Source organism: Streptomyces xanthii (genome assembly GCF_014621695.1).
Lineage (GTDB): Bacteria > Actinomycetota > Actinomycetes > Streptomycetales > Streptomycetaceae > Streptomyces > Streptomyces xanthii.
In genome coordinates this window covers 5,940,482-5,964,989 of record NZ_CP061281.1, presented here as the reverse complement: position 1 = coordinate 5,964,989, position 24,508 = coordinate 5,940,482, and the positions used below count along the sequence as shown (strand labels likewise).

Sequence of the window (24,508 nt, the reverse complement as noted above, 5' to 3'; positions counted from 1 at the left end):
TCAGACGTGCTTGGGGACGGTGGTGAGCAGGGGTTTCGGCGAGGTCTTGCCCGCCGGGGCGCCGATCGCCGTGATCGTGAGCACGAGGGCGAGGGCCGCGGCCAGTCCGATCGCGGCCGCGATGAGGGCGCGCATGTCCGACCTCCATATCTGATGGGGCGTCAGGCCTCTTGGGTCGGTGCACCGTAGCAATGCCGGGGGCAGATGAGAACAGGCGGAACAGGACGACCCGAGCACGAGCCGAGACGACCTGAGCCCCCGGCCTTCGGGGGCCGGGGGCTCAGGTCGTCTCGGGTCGTGCTCGGTGGTGCGCGCTACGCGGACGGGCTCGCGGAGGGCGACGGGGACTCGGAGGCCGCGGGGCTCTCCGAGGCGCCGCCGGCCGGAGCGGCCGTCACCTTCAGCTCGACGGTGAGCGTCGCGCCGCCCGTCGTGGTGACGCGCAGCAGGAACGTGCCGGTCGCGTCGTCCGCGTACAGCTTCGGCAGCACGAGCGTGCCGTCGTCGGCGGTCTCGAGCCCCTTGAACGTACGGATCGCCTTGCCGTCGGCGTCCTTGAAGTAGGGGCCCTTGTCGGCCTCGGTCGCGTCGTCCGCGGACTTGATCAGCGTGGCGGTGGCGGCGACGCCGTCGGCCACAGCGCCCTTGTAGGTCGCCTTCACCGTGACGCGGTCGGCGAACTCCTGGCCCGCGACGCAGCTGAGCTCCTTGTCGCCGACCCGGGCCAGCGCGTCGGCGGCGCGCGCGGTGACGCTCGCCTTGTGGTCGACGCCGGACAGGGAACGGCCGACGACGGTGGCGCGGACGGTGAACTCGCCCGTCTTCTCACCGGCCTTCATGGCGGGCGCGGTGGCCACGCCCGAACTGTTCGTCGTCGCCACGGCGGTGGTGGCGCCGCCGGAGAACGTGGCGTCGGTGTCGCCGACGACCGCGAAGCGGATCTGCACGCTGCCGACGCCCCGGCCCTGCGCGTTCGTGGCGCGCACCGAGGCCTTCGCGGTGAACACGTCGCCCGCCATGGCGCTGAGGTCGCCCGTGCCGGCGACGCCGAGCTTGGTGACCGTCTCGGCGGGGCTGGTGCTCGTCGGCGGGTCCGTGGGGCCGGCGGGGTCCGTGGGATCGGTGGGCCTCGGCGACTCGGGCGGGTCCGTGGGCTTCGTCGAGGGCTTGTCCGGCTTCGGCGAGGACGGGCTCTTGCCACCGCCCGTGCCGGGCAGGCCGGGCGTGGTGGGCGTCGGGTTCGTGCCGCCGCCGGTGCTCGGATGGCGCGGCAGGACGCCGGTGCCGTCGGGGACCTGGTGCGCGCCCTTGCGGTAGAACTCCAGCCAGGACAGGACGGTGGCCAGGTAGTCCGAGGAGTGGTTGTAGCTGAGGATCGCCTGGTTCAGGTCGCCCGCGTCGGACAGGTCGCGGTCGGCGCGGCACAGGTAGTGGCCGGTGGCGAGCGCCGCGTCGTAGATGTTGTTGGGGTCCTTCTTGCCGTCCCCGTTGCCGTCGCGGCCGGCCCAGGCCCAGGTCGTCGGGATGAACTGCATGGGGCCCACGGCCCGGTCGTACACCGTGTCGCCGTCGTAGAGGCCGCCGTCGGTGTCCTTGATGTGGGCGAAGCCCTTGCCGTTGAGGGGCGGGCCGGTGATGGCGTCGATCGTGGTGCCGTTCGCGTCCACGTTTCCGCCGCGCGCCTGGCCGGACTCGACCTTGCCGATCGCCGCGAGCAGCTCCCACGACACGTTGCACCCGGGCTTGGTGCGGGCGAGTTCGGCCTCTGCCTTCTTGTACGCGTCCAGGACCGTGGCCGGTATGCCCGCTTCGGCGTCGCCCGGGGAGCCCGCGCCGGGGGCGGCGGTCGGGTCGTCGGTCGGGCTGTTCAGCTTCGGCAGGTCGGTGTAGTAGTCCGGGCCGGACGCTCCGTCGGGGCCCTGCCCCTCGTCGGAACTGTCGGCCGCCGAACGGCCGTTGTCCAGCTGGGGAGAGGGCACGCCCGGGGCCTGCGACGCCGAGAGCGCCGCCACCGCCGCGGCGGCGACCGCTGCGGTCACCGCACCCCTGCGCAGCCGCCTGCCGAATACCGCCGCCATGCCGCGAACCCCTCCCAGTCGCCCGACTTCTCCCGTGTGCCCGGTCCGCCCCGGATCGCGGGACTTCGTGGAGCTTCGTGGACGCGTTCGCTCCGCGGCGCACGGACGCAGCCGACACTACGACAACTTCCTGCGCGCAGACACCTGTTCGCGTCCGGTATTCACCGATTGATCGGGGAGATGTCGTCTGCCGTACGCTGCCTGGCTCAGTCGGTCCCGCAACCGGGTCCCGAACGGGGAGGATCTTTCGTGCCGTTCACTCTCAGCCATGCCGCGGCGGTGCTGCCGCTGATCCGGCGCGACGGTTCGGGTCGGGGTCCTTTCGTGCCGTCGCTGCTGGTCGCCGGGTCCTTCGCGCCGGACGTCACGTACTTCGCGGCGAGCGCGGTGCCGGGGGCGATGCGGTTCGGTGAGGTCACGCACTCCTTCCCCGGGGTGTTCACGGTGGACGTGCCGATCGCTCTCGCGCTGGTGGGGCTGTGGCGGCTGGTCGCCGGCCCGTTGACGGGGCTGCTGCCGGCGCGGGTACGGGGCCGGGTGCGGGCGCTGGCCGGAAACGGGCCCCGGTGGCCGGCCTCGGGCCGCGGTCCGACGCTGCTGCGGTGGTACGCATCGGCGGTGCTCGGGGCGCTGACGCACGTGGTGTGGGACGCGTTCACGCATCTGGACCGGTGGGGCATGCGGATCCTGCCGGTCCTGGGCGAGAAGATCGCCGGCTCGCCGCTCTACTGGTACGCGCAGTACGGGGGTTCGGCCCTGGCGCTCGGGGTGATCGGCCTGTTCCTGTGGCGGGCGCTGCGCGGTGCAGGCCCGGGTGCCGTACCGGACGACGCGTCCCGCGCCGCCGGGCGCGGGCAGGCGCTGGTCCTGATCGGCGGCTGCGCGGGCCTCGGCGCGGTGCTGCGGGTCGCACGCTGGCTGGCGTACGTGGACGAGTCGGGCCTGGAGTGGAAGCCCTGGGAGATCATCCCGACACTGTGCTTCGGCGCGGGGGCCGGCCTGGTGGTCGGCGCGGTCCTGTTCGCGGCAGGGCAGCGGTTCCAGCAACACAGGCACTCCCCCGTGCCGACCCCGCCCGAGGCCCGGCCGGACCCACTCAAGACCGACAGCCACGACTGAAGACCGGGCCCCGGCCCCTCAGAGGCGCGGGGAGTGCGCCCCTCAGGGGCGCGGGGAGTGCGCCCCTCAGAGGCGCGGGGAGTGCGCCCCTCAGAGGCGCGGGGAACTGCGCGACCAGCCACGACGGCGCTACACCCGACGACGATCCTCGGCCCCTACGGCGGGCGGCGCGCCCCACCAGGCGCGGGGCTGTTTCGATGTGCGGCTCGCCGCGCGGGCGCGAGCAAGCACCACGGCGCGGCACCCGGCGATGAGGCAAAGCCCCAGGGCGGATGAGAACGGGGCAGGACCACATGGTCCCGCCCCGTCATGTCACCGGGCACCCGGCGGAGCCGGTCAGTGGGCCGCCGACTCCCAGTCCGGGCCGAGGCCCACCGAGACGTCCAGCGGGGCCCGGAGGTGGACGGCGGCAGCCATCTCGCGGCGGACCAGCTCCTCCGCCGCCTCGGCCTCGCCGGGCGCGATCTCCAGGACGATTTCGTCGTGGACCTGGAGCAGCATCCGGGACGTGAGCTTCGCCTCGGTCAGCGCCTTGTCCACGTTCAGCATCGCGATCTTGACGATGTCGGCGGCGGTGCCCTGGATCGGCGCGTTGAGTGCCATGCGCTCGGCCATCTCGCGGCGCTGCCGGTTGTCCGAGTTCAGATCCGGCAGGTAGCGGCGCCGGCCGAGCATCGTCTCCGTGTAGCCCGTGGCACGGGCCTCGTCGACGACGCGGCGCAGATAGTCGCGCACCCCGCCGAAGCGCTCGAAGTACGTGTCCATCAGGGCGCGCGCCTCGCCCGCCTCGATGTTCAGCTGCTGGGAGAGGCCGAACGCGGACAGGCCGTAGGCGAGGCCGTACGACATGGCCTTGATCTTGCGGCGCATCTCGGCGTCGACGGCGGTGGGCGCCACGTCGAAGACCTGGGAGGCGACCGTGTTGTGCAGGTCCTCGCCGGAGTTGAAGGCCTCCAGGAGGCCCTCGTCCTCGGAGAGGTGGGCCATGACACGCAGCTCGATCTGGCTGTAGTCGGCCGTCATCAGGGACTCGAAGCCCTCGCCGACGACGAAGCCGCGGCGGATGGCACGGCCCTCGTCGGTGCGCACCGGGATGTTCTGCAGGTTCGGGTCCGTGGAGGACAGCCGGCCGGTCGCGGCCACCGTCTGGTTGAAGGTGGTGTGGATGCGGCCGTCAGCGGCGATCGTCTTGATCAGGCCCTCGACGGTGACGCGGAGCTTGGCCTGCTCACGGTGGCGCAGCATGATCACGGGCAGCTCGTGGTCGGTCTGCGTGGCCAGCCAGGCGAGCGCGTCGGCGTCCGTCGTGTACCCGGTCTTGGTCTTCTTCGTCTTCGGCAGGTCGAGCTCGCCGAAGAAGACTTCCTGGAGCTGCTTGGGCGAGCCGAGGTTGAACTCGTGGCCGACGGAGGCGTGCGCCTCCTTCACGGCCTGCTGCACCGCGCCCGCGAACATCTGCTCCATCGACTCGAGGTGCGCGCGGTCCGCGGCGATGCCGTGCCGCTCCATGCGCGCGAGCAGCGCGGAGGTGGGCAGCTCGATGTCGGCGAGCAGCTCGGCCGCGCCGACCTCCTTGAGGCGCTCGCCGAACGCCTCGCCGAGGTCGAGGATCGCGCGGGCCTTGATCATCAGCGCGTCGGCCTCGGCCTGCTCGTCCTCGTCCGTGCCGAAGGCGAGCTGCCCGTCGGCGGGGGCGGGGGCCAGCTCGCGGCCCAGGTACTCCAGGGACAGCGCGTCCAGCGCGAAGGAGCGGCGGCCGGGCTTGACGAGGTACGCGGCGAGCGCCGTGTCCATGGTGACGCCCTCGACCCGCCAGCCGTGCTCGGCGAAGACCCGCATGGCGCCCTTGGCGTTGTGCAGGACCTTCGGCTTCGCCGCGTCGCGGAGCCAGGCGGCGAAGGCCTGCTCGTCGGCCTCGTCGAGCGTCGACGGGTCGAACCAGGCGGCCTCTCCCCCGGCGGCGGCGAGCGCGATCTCGGTGACCGTGCCGGTGCCGAGGGACCAGCTGTCGACGCTGGCCAGACCCAGGACCGCGTTCCCGTGCTCGGCGAGCCAGGGCGCCACCTCGCCGGTGGCGAGGACCGTGCCGTCCAGCTCGACGCCGGGCTCGGCCGGGGTCTCCTCGGCCTCCTCGGCGCCCGGGTCGACGGCGAACAGACGCTCGCGCAGCGACGGGTTCCGGATCTCCAGGGTGTCCAGGATCATCGTGACCGTCTTGCGGTCGTAAGCCTCGCGGGCCAGGTCACCGACCGTCTTGGGCAGCTCGACGTCACGGACCATCTCGGTCAGCCGCCGGTTCAGCTTCACCGCGTCGAGGTGCTCGCGGAGATTGGCGCCCGCCTTGCCCTTGACCTCGTCGACGCGCTCGACCAGCTCGGCGAAGGATCCGAACTGGTTGATCCACTTCGCCGCCGTCTTCTCGCCGACGCCCGGGATGCCCGGCAGGTTGTCCGACGGGTCGCCGCGCAGCGCCGCGAAGTCCGGGTACTGGGACGGCGACAGACCGTACTTCTCCTGGACCTTCTCCGGCGTGAACCGGGTCAGCTCGGAGACGCCCTTCGTCGGGTACAGGACGGTCACATGGTCCGAGACCAGCTGGAACGAGTCACGGTCGCCGGTGACGATGAGGACCTCGAAGCCCTCGGCCTCGGCCTGCGTGGCGAGCGTGGCGATCACGTCGTCGGCCTCGAAGCCGTCGACCGCGAAGCGCGGCGTGTGCATCGCGTCGAGCAGCTCTCCGATCAGCTCGACCTGGCCCTTGAACTCGTCCGGGGTCTTCGACCGGTTCGCCTTGTACTCGGTGAACTCCTCGGAGCGCCACGTCTTGCGGGACACGTCGAACGCCACCGCGAAGTGCGTGGGCGCCTCGTCGCGCAGCGTGTTCGCCAGCATGGACGCGAAGCCGTAGATCGCGTTCGTCGGCTGGCCCGTCGCCGTCGTGAAGTTCTCCGCCGGCAGCGCGAAGAACGCCCGGTACGCCAGCGAGTGCCCGTCCATGAGCATCAGCCGGGGGCGCCCCCCTGCACCGGAGCCCGTCGCCTTCGTCGCGCTTGTCTTCGCCGTCTTCGCTGCTGTTTCTGCCACGTCCCCGATCCTGCCAGACCCCACTGACACTCCGGCCCACCGCACAGCGGGCGGCCGCGCTGTCGGCGGCCCGTGCGAGGATCGGAGACACAGCTCACAGCCCGTCCGCAGCACCAGCTCGAAGGGGAGCAAGCCATGGCCAGCAAGCCGCCCGCGTCGGACCCGGTCCAGGACGCGCCGCAGGTCGCGGCGCCGCAGCACCACGCGGCCGGGCTCCCGGCCGTCAAGGAGTCCCTGCGGATCGCCCGCGAGCAGATGGGCGTACGGCGCACGGCGCTGACCCTGCTGCGGGTCAACCAGAAGGACGGATTCGACTGCCCCGGCTGCGCCTGGCCCGAGCCCGAGCACCGGCACGCAGCGGAGTTCTGCGAGAACGGGGCGAAGGCGGTCGCCGAGGAGGCCACCCTGCGCCGGGTGACCCCGGAGTTCTTCGCCGCGCACCCGGTGGCGGACCTCGCGCGCCGCTCCGGGTACTGGCTGGGCCAGCAGGGCCGGCTCACCCACCCCATGTACCTGGCCGAGGGCGCGGACCGGTACGAGCCGGTGACCTGGGAGCGCGCCTTCGACATCATCGGCGAGGAGCTGACCGCGCTCGCCTCCCCCGACGAGGCGGTCTTCTACACCTCGGGCCGCACCAGCAACGAGGCGGCGTTCCTCTACCAGCTCTTCGCCCGCGAGTTCGGCACGAACAACCTGCCCGACTGTTCGAACATGTGCCACGAGTCGTCCGGCTCCGCCCTCACCGAGACGATCGGCGTCGGCAAGGGCAGCGTCCTGCTGGAGGACCTCTACAAGGCGGACCTGATCATCGTCGCCGGGCAGAACCCGGGCACGAACCATCCGAGAATGCTGTCCGCTCTGGAGAAGGCGAAGGAGGGCGGCGCCCGCATCATCTCGGTGAACCCGCTGCCGGAGGCGGGCCTGGAGAAGTTCAAGAACCCGCAGACGCCCCGGGGCCTGACCAGGGGCGCCTCGCTCACGGACCTGTTCCTGCAGATCCGCCTCGGCGGCGACCAGGCCCTGTTCCGCCTGCTCAACAAGCTGATCCTGGAGACCGAAGGCGCCACGGACGAGGCCTTCATCGCCGAACACACCCACGGCTACGAGGAGTTCGCCGAGGCCGCCCGCGCCGCCGGCTGGGACGAGACGCTGAAGGCGACCGGCCTGTCCCGCGCCGACATCGACCGCGCCCTGGAGATGGTGCTCGCCTCACGGCGCACCGTCGTGTGCTGGGCGATGGGCCTCACCCAGCACAAGCACTCCGTGCCGACCATCCGCGAAGTGGTCAACTTCCTGCTCCTGCGCGGCAACATCGGGCGCCCCGGCGCCGGCGTCTGCCCCGTGCGCGGTCACTCGAACGTGCAGGGCGACCGCACCATGGGCATTTTCGAGCGCCCAGCTCCCGCCTTCCTCGACGCCCTGGAGAAGGAGTTCGGCTTCGCGCCGCCCCGCGCGCACGGCTACGACGTCGTACGGGCCATCCGCGCCCTGCGCGACGGCGAGGCCAAGGTCTTCTTCGCCATGGGCGGCAACTTCGTCGCGGCGTCCCCCGACACCGAGGTCACCGAGACCGCGATGCGCCGCGCCCGCCTCACCGTCCACGTCTCCACGAAGCTGAACCGCTCGCACACCGTCACCGGCGCCCGCGCCCTGATCCTGCCCACGCTCGGCCGCACCGAGCGCGATCTCCAGGGCGGCGGCGAGCAGTTCGTCACCGTCGAGGACTCGATGGGCATGGTGCACGCCTCGCGCGGCCGGCTCGACCCCGCGAGCCGGCATCTGCTCTCCGAGCCCGCCATCGTGGCCCGGCTGGCCCGCCGCGTCCTCGGCGAGCCCTCCCGCACCCCGTGGGAGGAGTTCGAGAAGGACTACGCGACGATCCGGGACCGCATCGCCCGCGTCGTCCCGGGCTTCGAGGACTTCAACGCGCGCGTGGCACACCCCGGAGGCTTCACGCTCCCGCACGCCCCGCGCGACGAGCGCCGCTTCCCCACCTCCACCGGCAAGGCCAACTTCACGGCCGCGCCCGTCGAGCACCCGCACCTGCCCGAGGGCCGCCTCCTGCTGCAGACCCTGCGCTCGCACGACCAGTACAACACCACGATCTACGGCCTCGACGACCGCTACCGGGGCATCAGGAACGGCCGCCGCGTCGTCCTTGTCAACCCGGAGGACGCGCGCGACCTCGCGCTCGCCGACGGCTCCTACGTCGACCTCGTCAGCGAATGGCGCGACGGCGTCGAGCGGCGCGCCCCCGGCTTCCGCGTCGTGCACTACCCGACGGCCCGGGGCTGCGCCGCCGCGTACTACCCGGAGACCAATGTGCTGGTGCCGCTGGACGCCACGGCGGACGTGAGCAACACCCCCGCCGGGAAGTCCGTGGTCGTCCGCCTGGAACAATCGGCGACCGACTGAGCGTTCGCTCAGCCGATACGTCACTTCGGAACAGGTACGACGAACGGAGCCGGGCCCCATGGGCGAGCAGCACAGCGTGAAGTTCCCGCAAGAGGTCATCGACGAGTACGCCGCGCTCGGCGTGGACCTTCCGGCCCTGTTCTCGGCCGGGGACCTCGGCAGGCGCATGGGCATCGACATCAAGGAAGCCTCGGCGGACCGGGTCGTCGCCACGATGCCCGTCGCCGGCAACACCCAGCCCTACGGCCTGCTCCACGGCGGCGCCTCCGCCGTCCTCGCCGAGACCCTCGGCTCCGTCGGCTCGATGCTGCACGGAGGCTCCGGCAAGATCGCCGTCGGCGTCGACCTGAACTGCACGCACCACCGCAGCGCGCGCTCCGGACTCGTCACGGGGGTGGCGACGCCGGTCCACCGGGGCCGCACGACGGCGACGTACGAGGTCGTCATCACGGACGACCAGGACCGCCGCGTCTGCACGGCCCGCCTGACCTGCATCCTCAAGGACGCCCCGACCCAGTAACCCCCCGAGGCGCACCCCGGAACCAGCCCCTCCACGGGGCCCCACGGGGTGCGCCTCCAGCAGCCCTGAGGCCCCGGGCATGCGCGGCCGGGGCGCGGGGCTGCACCGATGTACGGCTCCGCCGCGTGCACCGACACCTGTCGATGCCGTTCGCCTCAGATCGGCGCCGCCAGGGGCGCGGGGAACTGCGCGACCAGCCACGACGGCGCAGCACCCAGCGACGATCCTGAGCCCCCACGGCGGCGACGTCGGAGCTGAAGCCGACCGATTCGCGCACCCGGCACCAGGGTGCCGCCTTGCCCACCCGTGCCGCCCCAGGCGGCAGACTGCCCAAGGCGGCGGCAACCGGACCCGTACCCGGAGCCCGAGCGCTGCCCCACAAGAGGCACCCAGGCCGTCTCTCAACTTCGGGGTGCCGGCCACGGCAGGGCGCACCCCGAGGCCGGGCACCGAGCCGACGCCCCTGGGGGGGAGGGCGGGAGGGTGGGAAAGAGGCTGAGGCAGGGGCAAAGCGGGCCAGGCTGCGGCAGGGGCGAGACGCGCCGGTCAGATCGGCGCCGCCAGGGGCGCGGGGAACTGCGCGACCAGCCACGACGGCGCAGCACCCAGCGACGATCCTGAGCCCCTACGGCGGCGCCGTCGCCGAGACCGACCGATCGCGCCCCCTCCCCAATGCCGCCCCCCGAGGCCAGGCGCCGGGCCGAAGCCCCCGGAGGCAGCGGGAGGGTGGGAAAGAGGCTGAGGCAGGGGCAAAGCGGGCCAGGCTGGGGCAGGGGCGAGACGCACCGAGCAGACCGGCGCCGCCAGGGGCGCGGGGAACTGCGCGATCAGCCACGACGCAGGTGTCAGACGACGACGCACAGGACACCCCCCACCCCCGAAACCGGCACCCCAACCCACCGACCCCCAACCCCCAACCTCACCCCACCCGTTGGCGGAGCCCGCGCCTCCGGCTTACCGTCAACCATGACCGGCATCGGCCCCGTCGAACCAGTCGAGCCCCCAGAGCCCCCACCGCCCGGAGAACACCCGGCACACCCCGGGCACTCCGGATACCCCGCGCACTCCGGGCACTCCGGGCACATGGCACGCCCAAAACACCCCGGGCACCCCGCGCACTCCCCGTACCCCACCCACCCCACACCCCCCACACCCCCCGGCCCCCACTACCTCCCACCCCCACCCTCACCCGACGCCCCCGCAGAGACTCTCGGCGCCGGGGACCCGGACTCCCGCACCGCCGCGGAGCGCTGGGCCGCGCTCACCCCCCGTACCCGCCGCACCCTCACGGCCGGCCTCGCCCTCGGCGCGGCCGTCACCGCACTGCTGCTCCTGCGCCCGCCGCACCCGGATCCGGCCGCCGCCTCATCCCCGTACCCCACCCAGACGACGTACCTGCACTACCAGGGCCGGGGCCCGGCGAAGCACACGTACCGGTTCCTGCTGCGCGTCGAGTCCGGCAGCCCCGTCACCGTCAGCCGACTGCGCCTGCCCTTCGCCGAGTTCGGCACCCGGACGACCCCGCGACTGCCACTGACGGTGAACGCCGGCGACACCGCGCCGCTCACCGTGGAGATCCGCGTACGGCACTGTCCGAGCCCGCCCCGGACGATCGATCTCCCCCATCTCGACCTGACCCTGCGCAACCAACGCGCCCTGCAGCAGCACAGCTTCCTGTTCGGCGGAGCCTTCCCGCACGCGCTCGCACGGGAGTTGAGCACCGCATGCCCGGCCGAACACCCCGGGACGAACCCCAGCCCACGATGACAGAGCGTTACATCTGCCGAAACACAGCAATGCACCGCAACACGAACACCGCGCCCTGGTCACAGAACACCCGCCACCCACACCCCCACCCCCGTCGGACCACCGGGTAAGGACCAAGATCCACTCAAGTTCCTTAGCGGAACAGGGCGTTCTCAACCACCGAACCCGCCCGCCGCGCGCCCGAAAAGGTCCGATCATCCCTCCTGCTCCTCCTCATCACCACCCCGGCATAACAAGAGCGTCACAGCCTCTCCCACCCAGTGCCCCGCTCCCCCACCTGCGCTTATAGTCACGGCCAGTCACCGCGCCGCCGGGCGCGTCACTTGCACGGCCCCTGTACCACCCCAGTACGGCCCGGCGAGACACACGGCCCCCGACCACGTGGGCCGCGCCAGGGAGAGGAATGATCGTGCGACACCGTTCTTTGCTCATACTCACCACAGTGCTCACCACCGGGGCACTGACCCTCACCGCCTGCGGTTCCCGCGACGAAGGCGGCGACAAGGGTGGCGACAGCGGCGGCACCACGCTGACCATCGGTGTCGACGCCCCCCTCTCCGGCGAGAACTCCACGACCGGCCTCGGCATCCAGTACGGCGCCCAGATCGCCATCGACGACGCCAACAAGAAGAAGACCGTCGACGGCGTCACCTTCAAGCTGAAGGCCCTCGACGACAAGGCGCAGCCCGCCACCGGCCAGCAGAACGCCACCGCGCTCGTCGGCGACAAGTCCGTCGTCGGCGCCGTCGGCCCGCTGAACTCCGGCGTCGCCCAGTCGATGCAGCAGGTCTTCGCCTCCGCCAACATGGTGCAGATCTCGCCGTCCAACACGGACCCCTCCCTCACCCAGGGCAAGGACTGGCAGGGCGGCACCAAGAAGCGCGCCTACAAGACGTACTTCCGCACCGCCACCACCGACGCCCTCCAGGGCGGCTTCGCGGCCGACTACGCCTACAACACGCTCAAGAAGAAGAAGGCCTTCGTCGTCGACGACAAGCAGACGTACGGCGCCGGCCTCGCCAAGATCTTCAAGGAGCAGTTCGTCAAGGCGGGCGGCAAGGCCGTCGGCACCGACCACATCAACACCGGTGACAAGGACTTCGCCTCCCTCGTCTCCCGCATCAAGGCCGCCAAGGCCGACATCGTCTACTACGGCGGCCAGTACGACGAGTCCCAGCTGATCACCAAGCAGCTCAAGGAAGCCGGCGTCAAGATCCCGCTGTTCGGCGGTGACGGCATGTTCGCCACCACCTACATCGAGACCGCCGGCAAGGCCGCCGAGGGCGACCTGTCCACCTCCGTCGGCGTCCCCGTCGACACCCTGCCCGCCGCCAAGACCTTCGTCGAGACGTACAAGGCCAAGGGCTACAAGGGCGACTACGGCGCCTACGGCGGCTACTCCTACGACGCCACCACCGCCATCATCAACGCGGTCAAGGCCGTCAAGGAGGCCAACGGCGGCAAGCTGCCCTCCGGCGACGAGCTCCGCTCCAAGGTCGTCGAAGAGGTCCAGAAGTCGAACTTCGACGGCATCACCGGCAAGGTCGCCTTCGACGAGTTCGGCGACACCACCAACAAGCAGCTGACCGTGTACCAGGTCGAGAAGGGCGCGTGGAAGGCCGTCAAGACCGGCACCTACGAGGGCAACTGACCCCGGTCGGCCCACCCTCGTGAGCCGACCCCGGCCGGCTGATCCACGACCCCAGCACCACCACGGGCCGCGCGGCAGGACGACCCCGACCGCGCGGCCCGTTCTCACACCCACCCAGCACCCCATGGGTGCACACGACCACCAGCGACATGGAGGCCATGCGGTGAACACCCTGCCGCAGCAGCTGGCCAACGGGCTGCTCCTCGGCTCGATGTACGGGCTCATCGCCATCGGCTACACGATGGTGTACGGCATCGTCCAGCTCATCAACTTCGCGCACGGCGAGATATTCATGACCGGAGCGTTCGGCGCGCTCACGGTCTCCCTGATCCTTCCCACCGGCACCTCGATGTGGATCCTGCTCCCCGCCATGCTGATCGGAGGCGGCCTCGTCGCCATCCTGATCGCGGTCGGAGCGGAACGATTCGCCTACAGACCCCTGCGCGGAGCCCCCCGACTGGCACCCCTCATCACCGCCATCGGCCTCTCCCTCGCCCTCCAGGAAGCGGTCCGCAACTTCTACCCGAAGGCCGACCGCCCCCGCACCTTCCCCGACATCGGCGGCTCCCACGACCTCGGCAGCATCACCATCCGGGACGGCGACCTCTTCCTCATCATCGCCGCCGCCCTCTGCATGACCGGACTCGCCCTCTTCGTCCGCCGCAGCCGCACCGGCCGCGCCATGCAGGCCACCGCCCAGGACCCGGACACCGCCCAGCTGATGGGCATCGACACGAACCGCATCATCGTGATCGCCTTCGCCATCGGCGGCTTCTTCGCCGCCGTCGCCGCGATCGCCTACGGGTTCAAGTACGGCTCCATCGACTACCGCATGGGCTTCCTCATGGGCCTCAAGGCCTTCACCGCAGCCGTCCTCGGCGGCATCGGCAACATCTACGGCGCCATGCTCGGCGGACTCGTCCTCGGCATCGCCGAGACCCTCGCCTCCGCCTACATCGACGGCATCCCCGGCATGCAGCAGCTCGGCGGCTCCACCTGGGCCAACGTCTGGGCCTTCGGCCTCCTCATCCTCGTCCTCCTCTTCAGGCCACAAGGCCTGCTGGGCGAACGCGTCGCGGACAGGGCGTGACCACCATGACGGACACCACCATGAACAAGACGGACGCCCCCACCCGCGGGCTCCTCCCCCTCCCGGCCGGCGCCGCCCGCGCCCTCGTCCTCGCCGGCGGCATCGCCACCACGGCCTCCGCCTTCCTCGCCTGGACCTGGACCGCCGAATTCCCCGGCGACCTCACCATCACCGGCTACCCCGGCGGCCTCCAGTGGCTCACCTTCGTCGCCGGCATCCTCGCCGCCCTCACCGGACTCGGCCACTACGGCGTCCCCGGCCTGCGCGCCCTCGGCGCCAACGGCAACAACGCACCCGCCGCACTCGCCGCACTCGGCGCCTTCGGCACCACCTGGTTCACCGTCATCGCGATCGCCGCCAAACTCGGCGGACTCGCCAACCTCGAACCCGGTGGCTGGATCGCGGCCGTCGCCTCCCTGCTGCCCCTCCTCGGCGCGTTCGCCCTCCCCCAACAGGGAGCCGGCACCCAGAGCGCCAAGGACACCTTCCGCGGCTACCTCGCCAAGCCCGACCACCTCACCCCCATCGCACTGCCCAGCCCCTGGATCCAGCGCGTCCTCGTCACCGCCGTCACCATCGTCGGCCTCACCGTCTTCACCTACGGCATCGACACCGAGTACGGCGAACTCTTCATCGGCTTCCTCATCGTCACCGTCTTCGCCATCTGGGCCCTCCACACCGCCGGCCTGCTCGACGTGGTCTCCCGGCTCACCGCCAAGAACCGCGCCTTCACGCTCGCCATGGGCTTCGCCGCCGCGATCGCCTTCCCCTTCACCCAGACCGACGACCACTACGCCAACATCGGCGTCAACATCCTGATCTTCGGCACCGTCGCCCTCGGCCTCAACATCGTCGTCGGCCTCGCCGGACTCCTCGACCTCGGATACGTCGCCTTCCTCGGCGTCGGCGCCTACACCGCCGCCCTCGTCTCCGGCTCCGAGTTCTCCACCTTCTCCGGCGTCCAGTTCCCCTTCTGGGCCGCCGCCCTCACCGGCGCCGCCGCATCCCTCGTCTTCGGCGTCCTCATCGGCGCCCCGACCCTGCGACTGCGCGGCGACTACCTCGCCATCGTCACCCTCGGCTTCGGAGAGATCTTCCGCATCGCCGTCAACAACATGGACGGCGACTCCGGACCCGACCTCACCAACGGCCCCAACGGCATCCCCTCGATCCCGGACCTCAACCTCCTCGGCATCGACTTCGGCCAGAGCCACGACATCGCCGGCTTCACCCTCGGCCGCTTCGCCAACTACTACCTGCTCATGGTCCTCGTCATGGCCATCGTCGTCCTCGTCTACACCCGCGCCGCCGACTCCCGCATCGGCCGCAGCTGGGTCGCCATCCGCGAGGACGAGACCGCCGCCACCGCCATGGGCATCAACGGCTTCCGCGTCAAACTCGTCGCGTTCGCCCTCGGCGCCGCCCTCGCCGGCCTCGCCGGCACCGTCAGCGCCCACGTCACCTACAGCGTCGTCCCGAACCCCTACCAGTTCGCCGGATCGACCCCGCCAAACTCCGCGTTCCTCCTCGCCGCCGTCGTCCTCGGCGGCATGGGCACCGTCGCAGGACCCCTCCTCGGCGCAGCACTCCTCTACCTCCTCCCCGAGAAGCTCGTCTTCCTCCAGGACAAGTCGCTCCTCGCCTTCGGCGTCGCCCTCGTCCTCCTGATGCGCTTCCGCCCCGAGGGCATCATCGCCAACCGCCGCCGCCAGCTCGAATTCCACGAGACCGGACAACTCGACGTACCGGAACAACGGCTGCCCGACGAACCGGCCACCACCAAGGCGGGGGCGTGACCACCATGACCACACAGACAGCACAGACCCCGCAGACCGCCCAGACCGTCCTCGAAGCCCGTGACGTCACCATGCGCTTCGGCGGCCTCACCGCCGTCCGCAGCGTCGACCTCACCGTCCGCGAAGGCGAGATCGTCGGCCTCATCGGCCCCAACGGCGCCGGCAAGACCACCTTCTTCAACTGCCTCACCGGCCTCTACGTCCCCACCGAGGGCACCGTCGCCTACAAAGGCACCGTCCTGCCACCCAAGCCCCACCTCGTCACCCAGGCAGGCATCGCCCGCACCTTCCAGAACATCCGGCTCTTCGCCAACATGACCGTCCTGGAAAACGTCCTCGTCGGCCGCCACACCCGCACCAAGGAAGGCCTCTGGTCCGCCCTCCTGCGTGGCCCCGGCTTCAAGAAAGCCGAACGCGCCAGCGAAGAACGCGCCATGGAACTCCTCGAGTTCATCGGCCTCGAACACAAGCGCGACCACCTCGCCCGCAACCTCCCCTACGGCGAACAGCGCAAGCTCGAAATCGCCCGCGCCCTCGCCAGCGACCCCGGACTCCTCCTCCTCGACGAGCCCACCGCCGGCATGAACCCGCAGGAGACCCGCGCCACCGAGGAACTCGTCTTCGCCATCCGCGACAAGGGCATCGCCGTCCTCGTCATCGAGCACGACATGCGCTTCATCTTCAACCTCTGCGACCGCGTCGCCGTCCTCGTCCAAGGCGAAAAGCTCGTCGAAGGCACCAGCGACGTCGTCCAGGGAGACGAACGCGTCGTCGCCGCCTACCTCGGCACCCCCTTCGAAGGCGCCCCCGAGGACACCGCACTCGCAGAGGTCCAGGCCGCCGAAGCACAGGCCGCCACGGACAGCACCACAGAAGGAGACAACCAGTGACCGCGCTGCTGGAAGTCGAAGACCTCCACGTCGCCTACGGCAAGATCGAAGCCGTCAAGGGCATCTCCTTCAGCGTCGAAGAAGGCCAGGTCGTCACCCTCATCGGCACCAACGGCGCCGGCAAGACCACGACCCTGCGCACCCTCTCCGGCCTGCTCAAGCCCTCCAGCGGAAGAATCACCTTCGCCGGACAGCCCCTCACCTCCGTCCCCGCACACAAGATCGTGGCACTGGGCCTCGCCCACTCCCCCGAAGGACGCCACATCTTCCCCCGCCTCACCATCGCCGAGAACCTCCAACTCGGCGCCTTCCTCCGGAAGGACAACGCAGGCATCGAAAAAGACATGCAGCGCGCCTACGAGCTCTTCCCGATCCTCGGCGAACGACGCAAGCAGGCCGCGGGCACCCTCTCCGGCGGCGAACAGCAGATGCTCGCCATGGGCCGCGCCCTCATGTCCCAGCCCAAACTGCTCATGCTCGACGAGCCCTCCATGGGCCTCTCCCCGATCATGATGCAGAAGATCATGGCCACCATCTCCGAGCTCAAGTCCCAGGGCACGACCATCCTCCTGGTCGAACAGAACGCCCAGGCCGCGCTCTCCCTGGCCGACCACGGCCACGTCATGGAGGTCGGCTCCATCGTCCTGTCCGGCACCGGCCAGGACCTCCTCCACGACGAGTCCGTCCGCAAGGCCTACCTCGGCGAGGACTGACCCGCACACGGCGAAGGCCCGCACCCCCGTCATCCCGGGGCGCGGGCCTTCGTCACGTCCTGGCGGCTAACCCTTGGCCGCCTTCTTCTCCTCGGCGTCCTGAATGACCGCCTCCGCGACCTGCTGCATCGAAAGACGCCGGTCCATCGACGTCTTCTGAATCCACCGGAACGCCGCCGGCTCCGTCAGCCCGTACTCCGTCTGCAGCACCGACTTCGCCCGGTCCACCAGCTTCCGCGTCTCCAGCCGCTGCGTGAGGTCCGCGACCTCCTTCTCCAGCGTCTTCAGCTCCGTGAACCGCGACACGGCCATCTCGATCGCCGGCACGACATCACTCTTGCTGAACGGCTTCACCAGGTACGCCATCGCACCCGCGTCCCGCGCCCGCTCGACCAGGTCCCGCTGCGAGAACGCGGTCAGCATGAGCACCGGAGCGATCGACTCCTCGGCGATCTTCTCCGCCGCGCTGATCCCGTCCAGCTTCGGCATCTTCACATCCAGGATCACCAGATCCGGCTTGTGCTCACGGGCCAGCTCGACGGCCTGCTCACCGTCACCGGCCTCACCCACGACGGTGTAGCCCTCTTCCTCGAGCATCTCTTTCAGATCGAGACGGATCAGGGCCTCGTCCTCGGCGATGACGACGCGCGTCGTCAGCGGCGGCACGTGCGACTGGTCATCGTCGACGGCGTCGACAGGCTGGGGCGACTCGGGGGCGGTCACGGGGGCGCTCCTTGTTCGGGCAGGCTGGGGGCTGCCTCTAGAGCCTACCTAGCTGCGGCGCTGCTCGGTGACCCGGTAGACTCCTCGCGGGTTGGCCAGCCGGGTTGGCGGAATGGCAGACGCTGATTGCTCAAACCAATCTGTCCGAAAGGGCGTGCGGGTTCGAATCCCGCACCCGGCACATATGGCACCAAAGCGGATGTTCACATTCTCGTGAACATCCGCTTTTTGCTGCACGGCGTCACAATCGGTCACGCAGTGTGTGCATATGAACTACCACAGCACAGAGGTACGACAGCGCGCGTTGATCCTGCTTAGAGGCGGCGCCAAGAACGCAGACGTGGCGCGGGAACTCAACATCCCGGCGGGCACCGTAGGTGCATGGAAACACAAGGACCGCGCTCGACGCGGAGAATGCCCCGGGGCACATAAGCCGACCTGTCCCAGGTGCGATGGTCGCCCCATGGATTTAGCCGGATACGCCTATCTCCTCGGACAGTACCTGGGCGACGGGCACATCAGTCATTACGCGGGGCACCGCGCACCCACCCTCAGAATCACGTGCGCCGACTCCTGGCCTGGTGTATCCCGCGAGACGGAACGGGCCATGCGTGCAATCTTTCCCGAGAACCGGGTGAACCAGGTCAGCAAGGTCGGCTGCCACGACTTGAAGGTCGTCTCCAAACACCTTCCTTGCCTGTTCCCCCAGCACGGCCCGGGCATGAAGCACACCCGCAAGATCACGCTCGAGCCCTGGCAGCAGGAGATCGTGAACGCGTACCCCTGGGAGTTCGTCCGGGGCCTGATCCACTCCGACGGTTGCCGAACCATGAACTGGACGACTCGGCTCGTCGGCGGTGAGCGGAAGCGGTACGAGTACCCGCGGTACTTCTTCACCAACAAGTCCGACTGCATCCGCCAGCTCTTCACGGACACGCTCGACGCGCTCGGACTGACCTGGACGCACTGCACCCGGCACGGGAACCCGTACAACATCTCGGTGGCCCGGAAGGCCGACGTCGATCTCCTGGACATCCATGTGGGGCCCAAATACTGAGCGCAATGTGACAGGTCACAAGCGCTCGCGCGGCGCGATGGGAGCTGCCCCAAGACGGTTGACGGGAGCATGCGCTCGGACGATCTTCGGCTGCACTTGTCCACGTACCGCCGTCGTCCGGAGGTCCCCATGAGCCCGATCAATCGGCGTCAGTTCGTCGCCGCCGCAGCCGGTGCCGCCGCTGCCGCCGTCGCTCTGCACCCGGCGTCCGCGTTCGCCGCGGGCGGCGCTTCCGACCCCTCCGACTTCGCCGATGCCGATCGGGGGTTCATCGGAACGCTCAGTCCCGCCGTGATCAAGGACGCGGCCGGGAAGGTCGTGTGGGACGCCGACGCGTATGACTTTCTGGAGGCTGAGAAGGCTCCGGGCAGCGCGGACGCGAGTCTGTGGCGGCAGTCGCGGCTGGTGAGGAAGCACGGGCTGTACAAGGTCGCGGAGCGGATTTATCAGGTGCGGGGGTTCGATCTGTCGAACATGACGATCGTGGAGGGTGACTCCGGGGTCATCGTGATCGATCCGCTGATCTCGGCGGAGACCGCGGCCGCCGCGCTGGCGCTGTACCGCAAGCACCGGGATCCCCAGAACAAGCGCGAGGTGGTCGCGCTCATCTATACGCATCCGCATGTCGATCATTTCGGTGGGGCGTACGGCGTGCTGCCGGGCGGGGCCGGGGGCGTGCCGGTCGTGGCGCCGGAGGGGTTTCTGGAGCACGCGGTCTCGGAGAACGTGTACGCGGGGACGGCGATGACGCGGCGCGCGGGGTACATGTACGGGGCGCATCTGCCGAAGTCGGCGCGGGGTCAGATCGGTTGTGGGCTGGGGCAGAGCGTGTCGCTGGGGACGGTGGGGTTGATTCCGCCGACGGTGAGTATCGCGCGGACGGGGCAGGTGGAGTCGTTCGACGGGGTGCGGGTCGAGTTCCAGATGACGCCGGGTACGGAGGCGCCGGCGGAGATGAACTTCCTGTTCCCGGATCTGCGGGCGGTGTGCATGGCGGAGAACGCGACGCACACGATGCACAACATCATCACGCTGCGGGGTGCGCAGGTGCGGGATGCGCGGGAGTGGGCGCGGTATCTGGGTGAGTCGATGGAGTGGTGCGGGGGGCGGGTGGATGTGGCGTTCGCGTCGCATCACTGGCCGACGTGGGGTGGGGCGGAGATCGGTGAACTGTTGCGTCAGCAGCGGGACTTGTACGCGTATCTGCATGATCAGACGTTGCGGTTGATCAATGTGGGGAGGACGGGGCGGGAGATCGCGGAGGAGTTGGAGCTGCCGCCGGGGCTGCGGGGGTGGGCGAATCGTGGGTATTACGGGTCGTTGAGTCACAACGTGAAGGGGATCTATCAGCGGTACATGGGGTGGTTCGATGCGAATCCGGCGCATTTGTGGGAGCACCCGCCGGTGGAGGAGGCGCGGCGGTATGTGAAGGCGTTGGGTGGTGGTGCGGCGACGGTGGCGAAGGCGCGGCGGTTCGCGAAGGAGGGGGATCTGCGGTTCGCGGCGACGTTGTTGAACCATGTGGTGTTCGCGGATCCGGGGAATGGCAGGGCGAAGCGTGAATTGGCCGCTGTTTATACGAAGTTGGGGCACGGGTCGGAGAACGCCGTGTGGCGGAACTTCTATTTGACGGGTGCGCTGGAGTTGACCGAGGGGGTGCAGGTCGGCGAGTCGTCGACGGCGGGGCCGACGATGTTGTCGGCGTTGAGTGTGGAGCAGCTCATCGATTCGGTGGCGATCCGGGTGGATGGGCCGAAGGCGTGGGATCTGCGTCTGTCGATGGACTGGAGTTTTCCGGCTTCGGGTGTGGTGCACCATCTGACGTTGCGGAACGGGGCGTTGACGCATCGGAGCAGTGGGGAGCCGGATCCGGCGGCGGGGGTGACGTTGACGATGTCGAAGGCGCAGTTGTTGGCGTTGTTGGCCGGTAAGGGGCTCGGGGACATCGTGGTGCGGGGGGATGTGTCGCTGTTGCAGAAGTTGCTGGGTGTGTTGGGGAAGCCGGACAAGGATTTCGCGATCGTGACCCCGTAGGCCCGTAGGCCTGGGGGCGTCCGGCGGTACGTGGGTGGCGTACCGCCGGGCGGCCCGGGGTGTTACTTGGGGATGTCGTCCTCGCCGATGTGGTGGACGCGGACGAGGTTGGTGGAGCCGGGGACGCCGGGTGGGGAGCCGGCGGTGATGACGACGGTGTCACCCTTGGCGCAGCGGCCGATTTTGAGGAGTTCTTCGTCGACTTGGGCGACCATGGCGTCGGTGGAGTCGACGTGGGGGCCGAGGAAGGTTTCGACGCCCCAGGTGAGGTTGAGTTGGGAGCGGGTGGCGGGGTCGGGGGTGAAGGCGAGGAGGGGGATGGGTGAGCGGTAGCGGGAGAGGCGTTTGACGGTGTCGCCGGACTGAGTGAACGCGACGAGGAATTTGGCGCCGAGGAAGTCGCCCATTTCGGCGGCGGCGCGGGCGACGGCTCCGCCTTGGGTGCGGGGTTTGTTGCGTTCGGTGAGGGGTGGGAGGCCCTTGGCGAGGATGTCTTCTTCGGCGGCTTCGACGATGCGTCCCATGGTGGCGACGGTTTCGACGGGGTATTTGCCGACGCTGGTCTCGCCGGAGAGCATGACGGCGTCGGTGCCGTCGATGACGGCGTTGGCGACGTCGCTGGCTTCGGCGCGGGTGGGGCGGGAGTTGTCGATCATCGAGTCGAGCATCTGGGTGGCGACGATGACGGGTTTGGCGTTGCGCTTGGCGAGTTTGATGGCGCGCTTCTGGACGATCGGGACTTGTTCGAGGGGCATTTCGACGCCGAGGTCGCCGCGGGCGACCATGATGCCGTCGAATGCGGCGACGATGTCCTCGATGTTCTCGACGGCCTGGGGTTTTTCGACTTTGGCGATGACGGGGAGGTGGCGGCCTTCCTCGTTCATGATGCGGTGGACGTCTTCGATGTCGCGGCCGGTGCGGACGAAGGAGAGGGCGATGATGTCGGCGCCGGTGCGCAGGGCCCAGCGGAGGTCTGCTTCGTCTTTTTCGCTGAGTGCGGGGACGCTGACGGCGACGCCGGGGAGGTTGAGGCCCTTGTGGTCGGAGACCATGCCGCCTTCGATGACGGTGGTGTGGACGCGGGGGCCGTCGACGCGGGTGACTTCGAGGGTGACTTTGCCGTCGTCGACGAGGATGCGTTCGCCGGGGGTGACGTCGGCGGCGAGTCCGTCGTAGGTGGTGCCGCAGGTCTGGCGGTCGCCTTCGGTGCCGGGTTCGACGGTGATGGTGAACTCGTCGCCGCGTTCAAGGAGTACGGGTCCTTCGCTGAAGCGGCCGAGGCGGATCTTCGGGCCTTGAAGGTCGGCGAGGACGCCGACGCTGCGGCCGGTCTCGTCGGAGGCCTTTCGCACGCGCTGGTAGCGCTCCTCGTGTTCGGCGTAGGTGCCGTGGCTGAGGTTGAAGCGGGCTACGTCCATGCCGGCTTCGACGAGTGCCTTGATCTGGTCGTACGAGTCGGTGGCGGGGCCCAGGGTGCAGACGATTTTTGCTCGGCGCATGTTTCGAGCCTAGGGCTTACCGGCGGGTAGAGATTTGGTGCGACATGACGACTCAACAAGCTTTACCCGAAGGACTGTTGACAAGTCTTGTATCTGTGCGGGTGGCTGCTCTGATGAGCGTGCGGGCGGGGTGGTTCGTCGGCCGGTCACCGGATCGAAATGTGCGGGGGGTGTTGCGGGTCGGTGTTCCTGGTCCAGAATCTACGCGCGTCACCAACTGTCGTTCGTCCGTAGGTCAGGAGCACGTCCATGTCGTTGAACCGCAGATCCTTCCTGGGCAAGTCCGCCGCGACCGGTGCGGGTGTCGCGCTGGCCGGTGGTGCCGTGGCGCCGTCGGCCGAGGCCGCCACGGGCGCTCCGGGCCGCGGGAAGCCGAGGAAGCGGTACGCGTTCACGGTCATGGGCACGACGGACCTGCACGGTCACGTCTTCAACTGGGACTACTACAAGGACGCCGAGTACAAGGACGCGGCGGGCAACGCGCAGGGTCTGTCGCGGATCTCGACGCTGGTGTCGAGGATCCGTGAGGAGGAGGGCCGGGGCAACACGCTGCTGATCGACGCGGGTGACACGATCCAGGGCACTCCCCTGACGTACTACTTCGCGCGCGTGGATCCGATCACGGCGGCGAACGGTCCGGTGCATCCGATGGCGCAGGCGATGAACGCGATCGGGTACGACGCGGCGGCTCTCGGCAATCACGAGTTCAACTACGGCATCGACACGCTGCGCAAGTTCGAGTCGCAGCTGCGTTTCCCGCTGCTGGGGGCGAACGCGGTGGACGCGAAGACGGAGAAGCCGGCGTTCGCGCCGTACGTGATCAGGACGCTGCGCACGCCGCACGGCAAGGACGTGAAGGTGGCGGTCCTGGGGCTGACGAACCCGGGCATCGCGATCTGGGACAAGGCGTACGTGCAGGGGAAGCTGAAGTTCCCGGGGCTGGAGGAGCAGGCGGCGAAGTGGGTGCCGAAGCTGCGGTCGATGGGTGCGGACGTGGTGATCGTGTCGGCGCACTCGGGCGCGTCGGGCACGTCGTCGTGGGGTGACCAGCTGCCGTACGTGGAGAACGCGGCGGCGCGGGTGGCGGCGAAGGTGCCGGGGATCGACGCGATCCTGGTGGGGCACGCGCACGTGGAGATCGAGCAGCAGGTGGTGACGAACGAGGAAACGGGCCGGCCGGTCGTCCTCGCGGAGCCGCTGTGCTACGCGGAGCGGCTCGCGCGGTTCGACTTCGAGCTGGAGTGGGTGAAGGGTCGCTGGACGGTGGCGTCGGTGACGTCGAAGCTGCTGAACTCGAACACGGTGCCGGACGATCCGGCGATCACGAAGCTGCTGGCGGCGCAGCACGCGCTGGTGGTGAAGTACGTGAACCAGGTGGTGGGTTCGGCGAAGGTCGAGCTGACGACGGTGGACGCGCGGTACAAGGACGCGCCGATCATCGACCTGATCAACAAGGTGCAGGCGGACGTGGTGACGGAGGCGCTGAAGTCGACGGAGTACGCGTCGCTGCCGGTGCTGTCGCAGGCGTCGCCGTTCTCGCGGACCTCGGCGATCCCGGCGGGCGAGGTGACGATCCGGGATCTGTCGAGCTTGTACGTGTACGACAACACGCTGGTCGCGAAGTTGATGACGGGTGCGCAGCTGCGGGCGTACCTGGAGTTCTCGGCGGAGTACTTCGTGCAGACGGCGCCGGACGCGCCGGTGGACGTGGAGAAGCTGACGAACGCGGGGAACCGGCCGGACTACAACTACGACTATGTGTCGGGGCTGTCGTACGACATCGACATCGCGCAGCCGGCCGGTTCGCGGATCAAGAATCTGAAGTTCGGCGGCAAGGATCTGGATGACGCGGCGAAGTTCGTGTTCGCGGTGAACAACTACCGGGCGAACGGTGGCGGTGCGTTCCCGCACGTGGCGAACGCCCAGGAGTTGTGGTCGGAGTCGACGGAGATCCGTACGCGGATCGCGGAGTGGGTGACGGCGAAGGGCGTCCTGGACCCGGCGGACTTCGCGTCGGTGGACTGGCGGCTGACGCGGGCCGGGACGCCGGTGTTCGCCCAGTAGTTCCGGCC

17 protein-coding genes and 1 tRNA gene are annotated in these 24,508 nt (G+C 69.6%); 13 read left to right on the top strand and 5 right to left on the bottom strand.

All coding sequences use genetic code 11. The features are described from left to right. Both IAG42_RS26855 and IAG42_RS26850 read right to left on the bottom strand, forming a co-directional pair. Positions 1-135, bottom strand: coding sequence for an SPW_0924 family protein (locus IAG42_RS26855; protein ID WP_188339526.1), 135 nt, complete (start codon positions 133-135; stop codon positions 1-3). 179 nt (positions 136-314) lie between these two features. Then, on the bottom strand, positions 315-2,078 hold the full coding sequence (locus IAG42_RS26850) for a lytic transglycosylase domain-containing protein (protein ID WP_188339525.1): 1,764 nt from the start codon (positions 2,076-2,078) through the stop codon (positions 315-317). 249 nt (positions 2,079-2,327) lie between these two features. On the opposite strand from IAG42_RS26850, the gene IAG42_RS26845 reads away from it, so the two are divergent. Continuing rightward, complete coding sequence (locus IAG42_RS26845) at positions 2,328-3,197, top strand: DUF4184 family protein (protein WP_188339524.1); 870 nt, start codon at positions 2,328-2,330, stop codon at positions 3,195-3,197. A 336-nt stretch (positions 3,198-3,533) separates the two neighbouring features. Here IAG42_RS26845 and polA read toward each other — a convergent pair whose 3' ends face one another. Beyond that, complete coding sequence (gene polA / locus IAG42_RS26840) at positions 3,534-6,200, bottom strand: DNA polymerase I (RefSeq protein ID WP_188341629.1); 2,667 nt, start codon at positions 6,198-6,200, stop codon at positions 3,534-3,536. Positions 6,201-6,416: 216 nt separating this feature from the next. Here polA and IAG42_RS26835 point away from each other — a divergent pair, with 216 nt between their 5' ends. The 8 genes from IAG42_RS26835 to IAG42_RS26800 all read left to right on the top strand — a co-directional run bounded on the left by IAG42_RS26835 (position 6,417) and on the right by IAG42_RS26800 (position 17,123). Beyond that, positions 6,417-8,696 carry an FdhF/YdeP family oxidoreductase gene (locus IAG42_RS26835; RefSeq protein ID WP_188339523.1) on the top strand — a complete coding sequence of 760 codons (2,280 nt, stop codon included), beginning with the start codon at positions 6,417-6,419 and terminating at the stop codon, positions 8,694-8,696. Between the two features lie 58 nt (positions 8,697-8,754). Beyond that, positions 8,755-9,216 carry a PaaI family thioesterase gene (locus IAG42_RS26830; RefSeq protein WP_188339522.1) on the top strand — a complete coding sequence of 154 codons (462 nt, stop codon included), beginning with the start codon at positions 8,755-8,757 and terminating at the stop codon, positions 9,214-9,216. A gap of 1,083 nt (positions 9,217-10,299) precedes the next feature. Further along, complete coding sequence (locus tag IAG42_RS26825) at positions 10,300-10,983, top strand: hypothetical protein (RefSeq protein ID WP_188339521.1); 684 nt, start codon at positions 10,300-10,302, stop codon at positions 10,981-10,983. Between the two features lie 424 nt (positions 10,984-11,407). After that, positions 11,408-12,634: a branched-chain amino acid ABC transporter substrate-binding protein gene (locus tag IAG42_RS26820; RefSeq protein WP_188341628.1), complete on the top strand. Its 1,227-nt coding sequence runs from the start codon at positions 11,408-11,410 to the stop codon at positions 12,632-12,634. A 163-nt stretch (positions 12,635-12,797) separates the two neighbouring features. Continuing rightward, positions 12,798-13,724, top strand: coding sequence for a branched-chain amino acid ABC transporter permease (locus IAG42_RS26815; RefSeq protein WP_188339520.1), 927 nt, complete (start codon positions 12,798-12,800; stop codon positions 13,722-13,724). Further along, positions 13,721-15,520 (top strand): branched-chain amino acid ABC transporter permease, encoded by a 1,800-nt coding sequence (locus IAG42_RS26810; RefSeq protein WP_394811251.1) that lies wholly within the window; start codon positions 13,721-13,723, stop codon positions 15,518-15,520. The genes IAG42_RS26815 and IAG42_RS26810 overlap by 4 nt, the downstream gene beginning before the upstream one ends. Positions 15,521-15,525: 5 nt before the next feature. Then, positions 15,526-16,410 carry an ABC transporter ATP-binding protein gene (locus IAG42_RS26805; RefSeq protein WP_188339519.1) on the top strand — a complete coding sequence of 295 codons (885 nt, stop codon included), beginning with the start codon at positions 15,526-15,528 and terminating at the stop codon, positions 16,408-16,410. After that, positions 16,407-17,123 carry an ABC transporter ATP-binding protein gene (locus IAG42_RS26800; protein ID WP_188339518.1) on the top strand — a complete coding sequence of 239 codons (717 nt, stop codon included), beginning with the start codon at positions 16,407-16,409 and terminating at the stop codon, positions 17,121-17,123. The genes IAG42_RS26805 and IAG42_RS26800 overlap by 4 nt, the downstream gene beginning before the upstream one ends. Before the next feature lie 66 nt (positions 17,124-17,189). On the opposite strand, the gene IAG42_RS26795 is transcribed toward IAG42_RS26800, so the two are convergent. Continuing rightward, positions 17,190-17,846, bottom strand: a complete 657-nt coding sequence (locus tag IAG42_RS26795) for an ANTAR domain-containing response regulator (RefSeq protein ID WP_188339517.1) — start codon at positions 17,844-17,846, stop codon at positions 17,190-17,192. A gap of 98 nt (positions 17,847-17,944) precedes the next feature. Here IAG42_RS26795 and IAG42_RS26790 point away from each other — a divergent pair. The 3 genes from IAG42_RS26790 (at position 17,945) to IAG42_RS26780 (ending at position 20,937) form a co-directional block, all read left to right on the top strand. Beyond that, positions 17,945-18,027: transfer RNA gene (locus tag IAG42_RS26790), tRNA-Leu, on the top strand. Between the two features lie 87 nt (positions 18,028-18,114). Then, positions 18,115-18,903 (top strand): helix-turn-helix domain-containing protein, encoded by a 789-nt coding sequence (locus IAG42_RS26785; RefSeq protein ID WP_188339516.1) that lies wholly within the window; start codon positions 18,115-18,117, stop codon positions 18,901-18,903. Between the two features lie 129 nt (positions 18,904-19,032). After that, the gene (locus tag IAG42_RS26780; protein ID WP_188339515.1) at positions 19,033-20,937 is read left to right on the top strand and encodes an alkyl/aryl-sulfatase; all 1,905 of its coding nucleotides are present in this window, start codon (positions 19,033-19,035) and stop codon (positions 20,935-20,937) included. 62 nt (positions 20,938-20,999) lie between these two features. Here IAG42_RS26780 and pyk read toward each other — a convergent pair whose 3' ends face one another. Beyond that, a complete protein-coding gene (gene pyk, locus IAG42_RS26775; protein WP_188339514.1) occupies positions 21,000-22,436 on the bottom strand; it encodes a pyruvate kinase in 1,437 nt (478 codons plus the stop codon). A 249-nt stretch (positions 22,437-22,685) separates the two neighbouring features. On the opposite strand from pyk, the gene IAG42_RS26770 reads away from it, so the two are divergent. Beyond that, entirely contained in the window at positions 22,686-24,500 is a 1,815-nt protein-coding gene (locus IAG42_RS26770; protein ID WP_188339513.1) for a bifunctional metallophosphatase/5'-nucleotidase, read from the top strand. The last annotated feature ends 8 nt before the right edge of the window (positions 24,501-24,508 follow it).

Coding starts and splice junctions, on each gene's coding strand:
- IAG42_RS26855 (WP_188339526.1), bottom strand. CDS start 135: ATGCGCGCCCTCATCGCGGCCGCGATCGGACTGGCCGCGGCCCTCGCC.
- IAG42_RS26850 (WP_188339525.1), bottom strand. CDS start 2,078: ATGGCGGCGGTATTCGGCAGGCGGCTGCGCAGGGGTGCGGTGACCGCA.
- polA (WP_188341629.1), bottom strand. CDS start 6,200: ATGCTCATGGACGGGCACTCGCTGGCGTACCGGGCGTTCTTCGCGCTG.
- IAG42_RS26835 (WP_188339523.1), top strand. CDS start 6,417: ATGGCCAGCAAGCCGCCCGCGTCGGACCCGGTCCAGGACGCGCCGCAG.
- IAG42_RS26830 (WP_188339522.1), top strand. CDS start 8,755: ATGGGCGAGCAGCACAGCGTGAAGTTCCCGCAAGAGGTCATCGACGAG.
- IAG42_RS26825 (WP_188339521.1), top strand. CDS start 10,300: ATGGCACGCCCAAAACACCCCGGGCACCCCGCGCACTCCCCGTACCCC.
- IAG42_RS26805 (WP_188339519.1), top strand. CDS start 15,526: ATGACCACACAGACAGCACAGACCCCGCAGACCGCCCAGACCGTCCTC.
- IAG42_RS26785 (WP_188339516.1), top strand. CDS start 18,115: ATGAACTACCACAGCACAGAGGTACGACAGCGCGCGTTGATCCTGCTT.
- IAG42_RS26780 (WP_188339515.1), top strand. CDS start 19,033: ATGAGCCCGATCAATCGGCGTCAGTTCGTCGCCGCCGCAGCCGGTGCC.
- pyk (WP_188339514.1), bottom strand. CDS start 22,436: ATGCGCCGAGCAAAAATCGTCTGCACCCTGGGCCCCGCCACCGACTCG.
- IAG42_RS26770 (WP_188339513.1), top strand. CDS start 22,686: ATGTCGTTGAACCGCAGATCCTTCCTGGGCAAGTCCGCCGCGACCGGT.